Raw genomic sequence first — 12,905 nt, forward strand, 5'->3', positions numbered from 1 at the left:
ATCGACACTCAGCGTCCGGACGTCGGTGAGGGACCTACGCGTCCCCGCCCGGCGCGTTCCCGGGTGCGGCCCCGCCGGGCGTGCGGGGGCTGCGCACGCGCGGAGCGGGGAGGTCGGGGGCGGTGACGGCCGGTGTCTCGTCGAGGGCGGCGAGCACCTCGGCGATGCCCCGATCGAGCTGCGGATCCTCGGCGGCGAACAGCTGCCCGGGATCGTGCTCGACCTCGATGTCCGGGTCGACGCCGTAGTTCTCGACGTCCCAGCCCTTGCCCTCGAGCCAGAACGCGTACCGCGGCTGCGTGATCCCGGTGCCGTCGACGAGGTCGTAGCGGCCGTCGATGCCGACGACCCCGCCCCACGTGCGCACGCCGATGACCGGGCCGATGCCCTTGGCCTGGACGCGGGCGTTGATGATGTCGCCGTCGGAGCCGGAGAACTCGTTGGCGAGGAAGACGACGGGACCGCGCCGGGTGTTCTCCGGATCCGGGGTCATCTCGTCGTAGCTGCGCACCGCACCCCACGCGATGACGCGGTCGGCGAAGCGCTCGGCGACGAGCGCGCTCGTGTGCCCGCCCCGGTTGAACCGGACATCGGCGACGACGCCCTCGGCGGCCATCGCCTGGCGGATGTCGCGGTGGAGCTGCGCCCAGCCGCCGGCCATCATGTCGGGGATGTGGACGTAGCCGACGCGGCCCCCTGACTTCTCCGCCACGTACTCCCGCCGTGAGCGCACCCAGTCCTGGTAGCGCAGCTTCTCCTCGCTGCCGATCGGCACGACGGCGACGGTGCGCTCCTTGCGCCCGCGCCGCAGGGTGAGCTCGACGATCGTGTCCGCCGCCCCGACGAGCAGCGGCGCGGGCCCGAGGTCCGGGTCGACGCTCTGACCGCCCACCGCGACGATGACATCCCCGGGTGCTGCCCCGACCCCGGCCTGGCGCAGCGGCGACCTCGCCGCCGGTTCGCTCGTCTCACCGGGGAGGATGCGTGCGATCTCCCAGCCCTTGTCCGTCCGCGTGAGATCCGCGCCGAGGAAGCCGAGCCTCTTCGCCTCATCGCCGAGCGGCGCCGGCGGGGTGACGTAGGCGTGGGACGTGTTGAGCTCCCCGACGGTCTCCCAGAGGATGTCGACGAGGTCGTCGTGTGTGAGCGCCTTCGCCGCGACCCCGCGCCACCGCAGGGTCACGCCCTCCCAGTCGACGCCGTTCATGTCCGAGCGCCAGTAGTGGTCGCGCATGATCCGGGCGTTCTCCTCGAACATCTGCAGCCATTCGGCCCGCCGGTCGAGTTCGAAGCGCAGCCGGCCGAGGTCGACGGCGACGTTCTCGTCGTCATCGGCCTCGACCTTCCGGTTCGCCGGGCGCACCGTGACGTCGTCGCCGGAGCGGACGACGATGAGCTTGCCGTTGCCGGACACGCTGTAGTCATCGGCCTTGTCGACGACGGTCGTGAGCTTCCGCTTGGCGAAGTCGAAGTACTGGATGACCTCGGCGGCCTTCTCCCCGGTGTCCCCGGAGTGCTTGTCCCCGATCTCCCCGTCCTCGGCATCGCCGACGCGCATCCACAGCACGCCGCCGTCGGCGGCTTCGAGGTCGCGGAAGACGCCCGAGGAGACGGGGAACGGCACGATCCGCTCCTCGGCGCCCTCGAGGTCGACGTCGACGGTCGTCACCGCCTGGTCCCGCTCGGTCTTCGCCTTCCGGTCATCGTCGGTGAGTTCGCTGATCGCCCAGCCGCTCGTGCTCGGACCGAAGGGCGCCGGATCGGTCGCTGACAGCGGGAGCAGCCACGGCCGGGTCACCCCGTTGAAGGAGAGATCGAAGGAATGCTGGTTGTACGCGGGATCGAAGGTCCGGTCCGAGAGGAAGACGACGTACTTCCCGTCCCGCGTGAACGCAGGGGAGTGGTCGTTGTACTTCCCCGTCGTCAGGGGCGCGCCCTCCCGACCGGCCTTCACCTCGGCGATCATCAGGCGGTTGAGCTGCTCCTCGCCCTGCGTCGGCTGCGCCCACACGAGGTACTTCCCGTCGGGGGAGAAGCGCGGGGACGTCGCCTCCCCGGACCCGGAGTGACCGACGACGTGCGTCCGACCCCCGGAGACCTCGATGAGGCGCACGGTCCCGTCGTGGGAGATCGTCGCGAGCACCTTGCCCGCGGGATCGGCCGCCAGCGACAGCACCCGGCCGAGCGCTCCCGCACCGATCCGCCGCGGTTCCTTCTCGCCCGCGAGATCGCGGATCTCGATCGCGTCCTCGCCCTCGGCGTCGGTGACGTACGCGGCCTGCCCGGTGGTGCCGAGGACGACGGGCAGGCGCACCCGCACCGAGGAGTCCGCCGCGAGCGCCCGCGCCGGACCTTCGCGATGGGCGAGGTGGAAGGCCTTGCCCCGCCATTCGACCACCGCGGCGTTGCCCCCGTGATCAGGGGCGATGGCGCCGATTCCGGTGCTGGGATCAAGCGTGAGCGGCTGCACCTGCGTTCCCGGCAGCACGACGTCGAGGGTGCGGACGTCCGAGTCGAGGCTGTCGAGGACCTTGATCTCGCCGCGGGAGTGCCACACGATCCGCGTCCCGTCGCTCGTGGCGTCCCGGACGTAGCCCTCGGCCTCGGTCTGGTGGGTGAGCTGGCGCGGCTCGCCGAGGCTGCCGGGAGTCCGCGTCGCCAGTCCGTCCCAGATCCACAGGTTCGCCTGCTCGCCCGCGTTGTCGGGGAACGTCGCCGCCCGATCCGAGGTGACGACGAGGGAATCGCCGATCCACAGGGGATCGGTGAGCGAGGCTTCCTCGTCACGGAGCAGCCGCTCCCACTGCGCCCCGGCGCCCGTGTCGTCGGCGGTCCGATCGAGCCACAGCCGCGGCGCGGTGCCGCCGCGATAGCGCTTCCAATGCGCGGGGGGCCGGCTGAACGGGGTCGACAGCGCGCTCACCCCGGTGTGGTGGCGGGCGAAGCCCGAGGCCCGGCCCCACGTCAGGCGCTCGACCTCCCCGGTCAGGCTGACGGACTTGATGACGTGATCGCGGACCTCGGCCTCACCGGCGTTCGACCCGATGAGGATGTGCTCGTCGTCGGCCCAGCCGAGCATCGTCGTCACCGAGCCGCCCAACCAGGTGAGCCGGCGCAGGGCACCGGTGGCCGCCTCGGCGAGCATGAGCTCAGGATGGCCGTCGCGGAACGACACGAACGCGACATGGGTCCCGTCCGGGGAGATCCGGGGACTGCGCACGGGAGCATGATCCGAGGTCAGGCGCCATGCGCGGCCTCCCTCGACGGGGACGAGCCAGACGTCGTCGTCGGCGGTGAAGGCGATGAGATCGCCGCTGACATGGGGGTAGCGAAGATAAGTCACGTGATCCACATTACAGCCGTGAATCCAGTCCCTGACCTGAGGAAACCGCATCGGCATGGCGCGAATAGAATGGGGGGCATGCCGACGCTCACTTCACTTCTCAACGACCGGTTCGCCGCGGCCCTCACCGCCGCCTTCGGGGAGGACTTCTCCGATCGCGACCCCGTCATCAGGAGCTCGCAGTTCGCCGACTTCCAGGCCAACGTCGCGCTGCCGCTGGCGAAGGAGCTGACGTCGAAGCCCCGCGACATCGCCGAGGCGATCGTCGAGAACCTCGACCTCGACGGCGTCTGCGCACCCCCGGAGATCTCCGGGCCCGGATTCATCAACCTCACGTTCCTGCCCGAGTTCCTCGCCACCGCGCTCGAGACCGGGGACGCCACCGCCGTCGACGCCCCGACGACACCGCAGACGGTCGTCATCGACTACTCGGCGCCGAACGTCGCGAAGGAGATGCACGTCGGCCACCTGCGCACGACCGTCGTCGGCGATGCGCTCGCCCGCACGCACGAATACCTCGGGGACACCGTCATCCGCCAGAACCACATCGGCGACTGGGGCACCCCGTTCGGCATGCTCATCGAGCACCTCCTCGACGTCGGCATCGGCGAGACGACGGAAGCCGAGATCGCCTCCGACCCGAACTCCTTCTACCAGGCCGCGCGGGTGAAGTTCGACGGCGACGAGGACTTTGCGACCCGCGCTCGGGCCCGCGTCGTCGCCCTCCAGGGCGGGGACGCCGACACGCTGGCCTTGTGGGACACCCTCGTCGGGTACTCGAAGACCTACTTCAACAGCATCTACTCCCTCCTCGACGTCACGCTGCGCGATGCTGACCTCGCGGGGGAGAGCACGTACAACGACGACCTCGCCGATGTCTGCGACGAACTCGAGGCGAAGGGGCTCGCGTGGATCAGCGACGGTGCCCTCTGCGTCTTCCCGGACGGCTACAAGGGCCGCGACGGCGAACCCCTGCCGCTCATCATCCGCAAGTCCGACGGCGGCTACGGCTATGCCACGACCGACCTCGCCGCGGTCCGCCGCCGCGCCCGTGACCTCCACGCCGACCGGGTCCTCTACGTCGTCGGCGCCCCGCAGGCCCTCCACTTCGAGATGGTCTTCGCGACCGCCCGCGCCGCCGGCTGGATTCCCGAGGGCACATCCCTGGACCACGTGAAGATCGGCAACGTCCTCGGGTCCGACGGGAAGATCCTGCGCACCCGCTCCGGCGCCCCGCTGCGCCTGGCCGCCCTCCTCGAGGAGGCCGTGGCCCGAGCCAAGGTCACGCTCGAGGACTCGAGTGCCGACTTCGCTCCCGGTGAGGAGGACGAGGTCGCCGCCATCGTCGGCATCGGCGCGGTCAAGTACGCCGACCTCTCCGTCGCCCACGACACCTCGTACACCTTCGACCTCGACCGCATGCTCGCCCCGATCGGCAACACCGCCCCCTACCTCCAGTACGCCGGGGCGCGGATCCGCTCGATCCTCCGCAGGGCTGACGCCGAGGACGGGACCCGCGCGTTCGCGACCGCGCCGATCGTCCTCGGTGAGCCGGCCGAACGCGATCTCGCGCTCGCGATCCTCGGGTTCCCCGATGTCGTCGCCGAGGTGGCCGCCGGGTCCGTGCCCCACCGGATGGCCGCGTACCTCTTCGACCTCGCCCAGTCGTTCACCGCGTTCTACGAGCAGTGCCCCGTCCTCGTCGCCGACACGCCTGAGCTGCGGAACTCGCGTCTGCGCCTGAGCGCGACGGTGCTCGAGGTCCTCGAGGCCGGGCTCGGCGTGCTCGGCATCCGCGTGCCCGAGAGGATGTGAACACGCCGGGCCGGCTTGCGGTGTCGGGGATGGTGCCGTGGATCGTCGCGGGCATCGTCCTCCTCGCCCTCAACCTGCGCACCCCGATCATCGCGCCGACCGCGGTGCTCGGCGACATCCGCGCCGACACCGGTCTGAGCGCGGCCGGTGCCGGCCTCCTCACGGGTCTGCCCGTCCTCCTCTTCGCCCTCGCCACGCCGCTCGCGACGAAGACGATCCGCCGCCTCGGCGCCGAAGCCACCGTGCTCGCGTGTCTCACCGGGGTGCTCGTCGGCACCGTGCTGCGCTCGGTCGGGCCGACGTGGCTCGTGCTCACGGGCACGGCGATCATCGGGCTCGCGATCACCCTCGGCAACATCGTCGTGCCCGTCATCATCCGCCGCGAGGTCCCGTGGAACCAGGTCTCCATGGTCACCGGCCTCTATTCGGCGACGATGAACATCGGCTCGATGGTCACCCTCATCGGCACCGGACCGCTGGCCGCCCTCGTCGGGTGGCGCTGGGCGATCGGGCTGTGGGGGATTCTCGCCCTCGCGGGCCTCGGGTTCTGGCTGCTCGTCCTCCGCCGGCGCAGACGTGCCGAGGCCGAGGTCGACGCTGAGTTCGACGCGGAGGTCGATACGACCGCGGCTGCGTCCGAGCCCGACAAGCGCCCGCCCGAGCCGGGAAAGCGTCCGTGGCGGGAGGCGCCGCCGCAGTTCCGGGCGATCGTCGCCCTCCTCGTCATCACCTTCAGCGGCCAGTCGATCTCCTACTACACGACGACGACGTGGCTGCCGTCGATGCTCGCCGACACCGAGGGACTTGCCGCCGGTGCGGCCGGCAGCACGGCATCGCTCTTCCAGGTCGCCGCGATCCTCGGCGCCTTCGGCGTGCCGCTGCTCGCCGGGCGGGCCCGGCCGTGGGTGCCCGTGGCGATCGTCGCCGTCCTCTGGCTGTCCCTGCCCGTCGGCCTCCTCCTCGCCCCGGATCAGTACGTGCTCTGGGCGATCACCGGCGGCATCGCGCAGGGCGGCGGATTCACCGCGATCTTCTCGATCATCGCGCGCACCGCGGGCAGCGACGCCCAGACCGCGTCCGCCTCGGCGCGCGTGCAGGGCGGGGGCTATCTCGCGGCGACGCTCGCCCCGCCGTTCGCCGGCTGGCTGGCGACGACGACCGGCGGATGGGTCGGACCCCAGCTGCTCGTGCTCGCCGCGACGCTCGCGTTCACGGTCGCTGGCCTCCTCGCCGCCCGCCTCGCCGGACGCTTCACACCCGGGGGACCCGCGGGCCGGCGCGAAGTGCTCTGAGGAGCATCGTTCACGGGGGTCTGCCCACGGCGGTCTGCCCACCCGGTGCACAGGACGGCTTGCCGACCAAGTAGAGTGAGACCCACGACACATCCGAGCGGCGCATCGCGGCGCCGCATCGCTTGGACCCGAGGAGAACCATGACGGCCGAAGTCCTCACTGCCCTGCGGGACGCGCTGCCCGCCGACGCCCTCATCACCGATCCGGACTCGATGGACGCCTATCGCTGGGATCGGGCGAACGACCCCGGTGCCGGGATGCCGCTGGCGATCGTCCGCGCGTCCTCGACCGCCGACGTCCAGGCGGCGGTGCGCGTCGCGGCCGCCGCGCGGATCCCCGTCGTGCCCCGCGGCGCCGGTTCGGGGCTCTCGGGCGGCAGCTCCGCCGTCGAGGGCGGGCTCATCGTCTGCCTCGACCGGATGCGCGACATCGCGGTCGACCCCGCGACCCGCATGGCCGTCGTCCAGCCCGGGGCCTTCAACGCCGAGGTCAAGGCCGCCGCGGCCGAACACGGCCTGTGGTACCCGCCGGATCCCTCGTCGTACGAGTTCTGCTCGATCGGCGGCAATGTCGCGACGAACGCCGGCGGCCTATGCTGCGTGAAGTACGGAGTGACGACGGACTACGTCCTCGGCATGACCGTCGTCCTCGCCGACGGCCGGGCGATCGAACTCGGCGGTCCGCGGATCAAGGACGTCGCGGGGCTCTCCCTGCTCAAGCTCTTCGTCGGCAGCGAGGGAACGCTCGGCATCATCACCGAGGTGACCCTGCGGCTCGTGCCCGCCCAGCTGCCCCCGACGACGCTGGTGGCGACCTTCCCGACGCTCGAGGGTGCGACCCAGACCGTCCTCGACATCTGCGCGCAGATGCGCCTGTCGATGCTCGAGTTCATGGACCGCGCATCGATCAACGCCGTCGAGGACGAGCTGAAGATGGGTCTCGACCGGGAGGCCGAAGGCATGCTCGTCATCCAGTCCGACGAGCCCGGCGAGTACGCCGCCGGTCAGATCGCCATCGTCGAGGAGCTGTGCGAGAAGAACGGGGCGACCGAATGCTATGCCACCGATGACGCCGAGGAAGGGGAGGTCTTCGTCACCGCGCGGCGGATGGCGATTCCCGCGGTGGAGAAGAAGGGCACCCTCCTGCTCGAGGATGTCGGGGTGCCGCTGCCCCGCCTCGGCGACCTTGTCACCGGGATCGAGCGGATCGCGGCCGAGCGCGACGTCCTCATCTCCGTCATCGCCCATGCCGGTGACGGGAACACGCACCCGCTGCTCGTCGTCGACCCGAACGATGCCGCCCAGCGGGAGCGGGCGGACATCGCCTACGGCGAGGTCATGGATCTCGCGACGTCGCTCGGCGGCACGATCACCGGCGAGCACGGTGTGGGCCGGCTGAAGAAGCCGTGGCTGCCGGAGTACCTCGGTGCCGACGTCATGGAGCTCAACCACACGATCAAGCGCGCGCTCGATCCCGACAACATCCTCAACCCCGGGGCGATCTACGCCGACGGATTCAGTCGGGCGGAAGCGGCCGAACGGCGGGTCACGACCCCCAACGACTGAGCTGCAGAGACGACTGAGGCGGACCACCGGAAAGGTGATCCGCCTCAGTGCTGAGCAGCTCAGGGCTGCCAAGGCAGCTCAGTGCTTCGCGTTGGAGTCCGTGGTCGGGTCGACGGCCGGCTTCGGGGTCGGGGTCGCCGGGGTGGCGGGAGCCTTCGAGTCGGGCACCGGAGCCTGCGAGACGTTCGGGGTCGTGCCCTGGCGCGAGGCCGGGGTCGATCCGACGGGGCGGGCATCGGCCGGGCGGTTGTTCGGCAGCGGCGTCGACCAGGGGTCCTCGACCGGCTGGGCCTTCTTCCACACGTAGTAGCCGATGCCGGCGGCGGAGCCGATGACGAGCGTCCACACGAGGGCCTTCTTGCCGCCGCCGGACTTCTGCGCGGTCTCCTTCTGGATCCGCTTGCCGGCCTGGGCGAGGGCCTTGCGGGCCTTCTTCATCGCCTTCTTGTCACCGGTGAGGCGCACGGCGAGGTTGTCGATGAGCTGCGGGGTCTCCATCGCCGCGAGCGACGTCGCGGCGGTCCCGGCGAACTTGCCGGCGCGCTCGGTGGCCTCGGGCCGGTAGGCCTCGATCCGGTCTGCCCAGTCGTGGACCTGCTGGTTCGCCTTCTCGGCGAGCGCCTCGACCTGGGGGCGGGCCTTCTCGGTGAATGCCTCGACGCGACCGTTGGCCTTGTCGGCTGCCTCACGCAGTTTGGGAGCGGCGGCATCCGAGGCGTCGGCCAGGAAGCGGAGCGACGTCTTCTTCGCGGAATCGAGCTTCGACGCGAGCGGTTCCCGAGCTGGCTTCTTCGACATGAACATTCCCAATCCTCTTAAGTCCGGGGGCAACTGATCACTCCCCAGTCTACGGCCTGGCCCGGGGGGAGGGGCCACCGGAGGGGGAGGAATTTGCCTGCGGATCTGCTGGAGGTTTGTGCAAACCCTCCTTGACGGATCAGCAGATTCGCGGCCGGCGTGGAAGAATGAGGGGCATGTCCACATCTGCAACGAACACAGCGGTCCTGCACACCAACCACGGCGACATCACCATCAACCTCTTCGGCAACCACGCCCCGAAGACGGTCGCGAACTTCGTCGAACTCGCCACCGGTGAGCGCGAATACACCGACCCCCAGACCGGCCAGCCCACGAAGGGCCCCTTCTACGACGGCACCGGCTTCCACCGGATCATCTCGGACTTCATGATCCAGGGCGGCGACCCGCTCGGCACCGGCACCGGCGGTCCCGGCTACGTCTTCGACGACGAGATCCACCCGGAGCTTCAGTTCGACCGCAAGTACCTGCTCGCGATGGCCAACGCCGGCAAGCAGATGGGCCGCGGCACCAACGGCTCGCAGTTCTTCATCACGACCGCTGAGACCCCGTGGCTCAACGGCAAGCACACGATCTTCGGCGAGGTCGCCGACGATGCCTCCCAGAAGGTCGTCGACGAGATCGAGGGCGTGCGCACCGGGGCGATGGACAAGCCGGTCGAGCCGGTCGTCATCGAATCCGTCGAGATCAAGGACGCCTGAGCACCGCCTCACACGATCTGACCTACGATGGGTGCATGAGCACACCAGAGCAGGGCCCGGCCCGGGAAACCGGCCGGGCCCTCTCTGTGCACTTTCCCCCGGTGACGGCCGGGATCATGATCGTCACCGGCCTCTCGTTCCTCCTCCAGCTGCTGCCCGGACTCGATCTCCTCCACCGGTTGAGCTACGTGCCGGCGCTCACCGTCGAGCAGCCTTGGCGTCTGTTCACCGTGGCCCTCGTCCACGAACAGCCCTCGCCGGTCCATCTGCTCGCCAACATGCTCGGCCTCTTCTTCTTCGGCTCGTTCGTCGAGCGCGCCCTCGGGCACTGGAGGTTCCTCGCCGTCTACGTCCTCGGCGCGATCGGCGGCTCCGTCATGGTCCTCCTCCTCGCCGAACCGTGGAGTCGGGACTGGGTGACGAACAACATCGGCGCGTCCGGCGCGGTGTTCGCGATCATCGGCGTCCTCCTCGTGCCGACGAAGCGACTCGACCGCAACATCACCGGCGTCGTGCTCTTCGTCGTCCTCAACTTCGGCTACGGATTCCTCGTGCCGGGAGTCTCGTGGCAGGCGCACTTCGGCGGTCTCGTCACCGGATTCGTCCTCGGCGCCGGTGCCCTGCTCGTGGGGCGGAAGCGCTCGGGACTCGTGTTCTGGCTCGTCGCGGCAGCCCTCGTCCTCGTCATGACGGTCGTGGTCATCGCGAAGACAGCCACCGCAGGCGCTGCGCCCTGAACTGCATTCGTCATTTGTCCACAGTGGTTATCCACACGGTGGATAACTCACATCGATGTATTTCTGCAGGTCACAGGCGTGGAAAAAGTTATGCACAGGACAGCGTGCGCGCTTGGGTATAACTCAGCCCCTCCCTCGGCCCGTGTGATGGGCCCAGGAAGGGGCGGTGATAGGCACGGAAGGGGGGACTGATCTAGCGCCAGCGCGTCGACATGATGAGGCCCGCGACGAAGAACGCGAAGCCGATGAGGATGTTCCAGTTGCCCCATGCCTCGACGGGGAACGCACCCTGCGTGATGTAGAACGTGACGAGCCAGATGAGGCCGATGAGCAGGAGGCCGATGAGCACCGGAAGGAACCAGCGCGGGTTCGGCTTGATCGTCTGCTGGCCGGCCTCGGAGGTGTAGCTCGCGGTCTTGCGGCCCTGCGAGCGCTTGGCCGGATTGCCCGAACGCGTCGTGCGCTTCGCGCCCGCCTTCTTCGGATCCTTCTTCGCTGACTTGTCCGTGGCGGACGACTTGTCCTTGGAGGCCGCGGCCTTCTCCTTGGAGGCTGAGGACTTCGCGGTACCGGACTTCGCTGCGCCCTTGGCCGCTGAGTCCTTCGTCGCCGTGCCCTTGGTCGCGGAGTCGTCGTCCTCGGCCGTGTCCTCGTCGGAGTCCGCCTCGGCGTCTTCCTTTGCGTCCGCCTTCGCCGAGGTGGTCCCCGACTTCGCGGCTGCCGTCGGCTCCTCGTCGGAATGGTCCTCGTCGCCGGCAGTGTCCTTGTCGGCAGTGTCCTCGACGACCTCGACCTCGTCGACGATGACGACGTCGGTCTCGGTGCCGTCGGCATCGACCACCTCGGTGACTTCGATGTCGGTCTCGTCGACCACGGTGGCGTCATCAGCCGTCTTCTTGGCTTTCGCCGCATTGCGCGTGGTGCGCTGAGGGCGCGAGGTCCGTCCATTGGACTTGGCCACGAGTACTCCTTCGACAGCGACCCCAGGGGCGGGCCACCGATTCACTGGTCGGGGACAATCGCCCCTCAGTCTACTCGGGAGGCGGGGCTGAATGAAAAACCTGACCCCAGACTTCGAGTGAGCTGTGAACCCGCCACAGCACCGTGTTCATGCGATAAAGTGCATTAGGGTGTCCCCGCTTGTCCACAGGGCGAGCCCCGGATTCAAGGTCATAGGCACGGTGCAGAAGTGGTGAATAGCTCCTCCTCGGGTAACGAAGCGTCTTCGCGACCCACCATTCGATCCGCACAGCGGCGGATGCCCACTCCCCAGACACCGCCGACCCACCCCACAGAGCCGGTCACGGGCCAGGGCTCCCACAATCAGGGGGACTACGGCCAGGGCCCCTACAGCCAGGGCGATGCGGGTCCGGCGACCGAGCCCTTCCGGATCGACGCCGCCTCGGCGAACACCGGCGACGCCGACTCCGCTGCCGATTCCACCGCCGGCACGAACTACGACGCGCCCCTGCCGAGCCGCCGCGAACTGCGCCGCCGTGAAGCCGCTGCCGCCGCCGGTGGAGCCGGTGCCGGGACCGCCGCCGGCACTGCTGCCGGTGCGGGAAGCGCCGAGGCCCCGCCGCTGCGCTCCGAGGCCACCGAGGCGATGCCGACGCAGGCGATGCCCGCCTGGTCCCAGCAGCACGCGCAGCAGCAGCCCCAGCCGTACCCGCCCACGGGTGCGCAGCCGACGATGGTCCAGTCCGCCTACACCGACACCACCGGCAATCCCGCCTCCCCCGGAGCGGGTTACGGAGCCGCGGGCTACGCGGCAGCTGCCGTCCCCGCAGCAGCAGGCCCTGGCGGCCCGGGAGGACCCGGCGGCCCCACCGGCCCGGGTGGTCCCGGCGACGGCAGCTCGGGCGGGGGCCGACGGAAGAAGCAGCCGGTCCAGCGCCAGCCGATCGGCCCGATCCGCGGGACGATCCGCACCTTCGGCGAACTCTGCATCACCGCAGGGCTCGTCCTCATCCTCTTCGTCGTCTGGCAGCTGTGGTGGACGGATCTCGAGGCCAACCGCGACAACGAGGTGCTCGCCGACCAGCTGACGAAGGACTGGGCGAACCAGGATCCCAATCAGCTGCCCGATGACCCGGACGAACCCGTCGTGGCCGACCCCGTCGAGAAGAACACCGCGTTCGGCATCTTCTACATCCCGCGCTTCGGCGACGACTACTACCGCACGCTCGCCGAGGGCGTCGACCTCGAACCCGTGCTCAACCGCATGGGCGTCGGCCGCTACCCGAACTCAGCGATGCCCGGCGAGGTCGGCAACTTCTCCGTCGCCGGCCACCGCGTCACCTACGGCAAGCCGTTCAACCAGATCGCGAAGCTCCAGCCCGGCGACGAGATCGTCGTGCAGACGAAGGACGGGTTCTACACGTACACGTTCCGCAACTTCGACATCATCCTCCCCGATGCCGTCGAGGTGCTCGCCCCGGTGCCCGACCAGCCCGATTACAAGGGCAAGGACCGGATCCTCACCCTGACCGCGTGCAACCCGATGTTCTCCGCACGCGAGCGCTACATCGCCTACGCCGAGCTCACCGAATGGCGCCCGGCCGGCGAGGGCCCACCGGACGCGATCAAGGACTCGAAGGCGTACGACAAAGTCAGCAAGAGCGGAGGAGCGTGAC

Annotated in this window: 9 protein-coding genes; 6 read left to right on the plus strand and 3 right to left on the minus strand. The window is 69.7% G+C overall.

Going from position 1 to position 12,905, the window contains the following annotated elements:
- Nucleotides 1-34: 34 nt before the first annotated feature.
- A complete protein-coding gene (locus tag ABD154_RS03130; RefSeq protein WP_344249979.1) occupies nt 35-3,343 on the minus strand; it encodes a S41 family peptidase in 3,309 nt (1,102 codons plus the stop codon).
- A gap of 78 nt (nt 3,344-3,421) precedes the next feature.
- Between ABD154_RS03130 and argS the strand changes: the two genes are divergently transcribed.
- From argS to ABD154_RS03145, 3 genes are all read left to right on the plus strand, one after another.
- Nucleotides 3,422-5,158: an arginine--tRNA ligase gene (gene argS, locus ABD154_RS03135; protein ID WP_344249981.1), complete on the plus strand. Its 1,737-nt coding sequence runs from the start codon at nt 3,422-3,424 to the stop codon at nt 5,156-5,158.
- Between the two features lie 29 nt (nt 5,159-5,187).
- A complete protein-coding gene (locus ABD154_RS03140; protein WP_376870110.1) occupies nt 5,188-6,450 on the plus strand; it encodes an MFS transporter in 1,263 nt (420 codons plus the stop codon).
- Between the two features lie 140 nt (nt 6,451-6,590).
- Nucleotides 6,591-8,015 (plus strand): FAD-binding oxidoreductase, encoded by a 1,425-nt coding sequence (locus tag ABD154_RS03145; protein WP_344249985.1) that lies wholly within the window; start codon nt 6,591-6,593, stop codon nt 8,013-8,015.
- Nucleotides 8,016-8,093: 78 nt separating this feature from the next.
- On the opposite strand, the gene ABD154_RS03150 is transcribed toward ABD154_RS03145, so the two are convergent.
- Complete coding sequence (locus ABD154_RS03150; RefSeq protein ID WP_232623786.1) at nt 8,094-8,813, minus strand: hypothetical protein; 720 nt, start codon at nt 8,811-8,813, stop codon at nt 8,094-8,096.
- 176 nt (nt 8,814-8,989) lie between these two features.
- Here ABD154_RS03150 and ABD154_RS03155 point away from each other — a divergent pair, with 176 nt between their 5' ends.
- Nucleotides 8,990-9,532, plus strand: coding sequence for a peptidylprolyl isomerase (locus ABD154_RS03155; RefSeq protein WP_269780030.1), 543 nt, complete (start codon nt 8,990-8,992; stop codon nt 9,530-9,532).
- Between the two features lie 35 nt (nt 9,533-9,567).
- A complete protein-coding gene (locus ABD154_RS03160; RefSeq protein WP_344249988.1) occupies nt 9,568-10,269 on the plus strand; it encodes a rhomboid family intramembrane serine protease in 702 nt (233 codons plus the stop codon).
- A gap of 193 nt (nt 10,270-10,462) precedes the next feature.
- Here ABD154_RS03160 and ABD154_RS03165 read toward each other — a convergent pair whose 3' ends face one another.
- Nucleotides 10,463-11,230 carry a cell division protein CrgA gene (locus tag ABD154_RS03165; RefSeq protein ID WP_344249990.1) on the minus strand — a complete coding sequence of 256 codons (768 nt, stop codon included), beginning with the start codon at nt 11,228-11,230 and terminating at the stop codon, nt 10,463-10,465.
- Nucleotides 11,231-11,527: 297 nt separating this feature from the next.
- Here ABD154_RS03165 and ABD154_RS03170 point away from each other — a divergent pair, with 297 nt between their 5' ends.
- Nucleotides 11,528-12,904 (plus strand): class E sortase, encoded by a 1,377-nt coding sequence (locus tag ABD154_RS03170; RefSeq protein WP_344249992.1) that lies wholly within the window; start codon nt 11,528-11,530, stop codon nt 12,902-12,904.
- Nucleotide 12,905: the final 1 nt, after the last annotated feature.

This window comes from Brevibacterium sanguinis (assembly GCF_039528855.1).
In the GTDB taxonomy this organism is placed as follows: Bacteria; Actinomycetota; Actinomycetes; order Actinomycetales; family Brevibacteriaceae; genus Brevibacterium; species Brevibacterium sanguinis.

Bases quoted from the DNA above. Each gene is read 5' to 3' on its own strand.
- argS (WP_344249981.1), top strand. From the start codon at position 3,422: ATGCCGACGCTCACTTCACTTCTCAACGACCGGTTCGCCGCGGCCCTC.
- ABD154_RS03140 (WP_376870110.1), top strand. From the start codon at position 5,188: ATGGTGCCGTGGATCGTCGCGGGCATCGTCCTCCTCGCCCTCAACCTG.
- ABD154_RS03145 (WP_344249985.1), top strand. From the start codon at position 6,591: ATGACGGCCGAAGTCCTCACTGCCCTGCGGGACGCGCTGCCCGCCGAC.
- ABD154_RS03150 (WP_232623786.1), bottom strand. From the start codon at position 8,813: ATGTCGAAGAAGCCAGCTCGGGAACCGCTCGCGTCGAAGCTCGATTCC.
- ABD154_RS03155 (WP_269780030.1), top strand. From the start codon at position 8,990: ATGTCCACATCTGCAACGAACACAGCGGTCCTGCACACCAACCACGGC.
- ABD154_RS03160 (WP_344249988.1), top strand. From the start codon at position 9,568: ATGAGCACACCAGAGCAGGGCCCGGCCCGGGAAACCGGCCGGGCCCTC.
- ABD154_RS03170 (WP_344249992.1), top strand. From the start codon at position 11,528: ATGCCCACTCCCCAGACACCGCCGACCCACCCCACAGAGCCGGTCACG.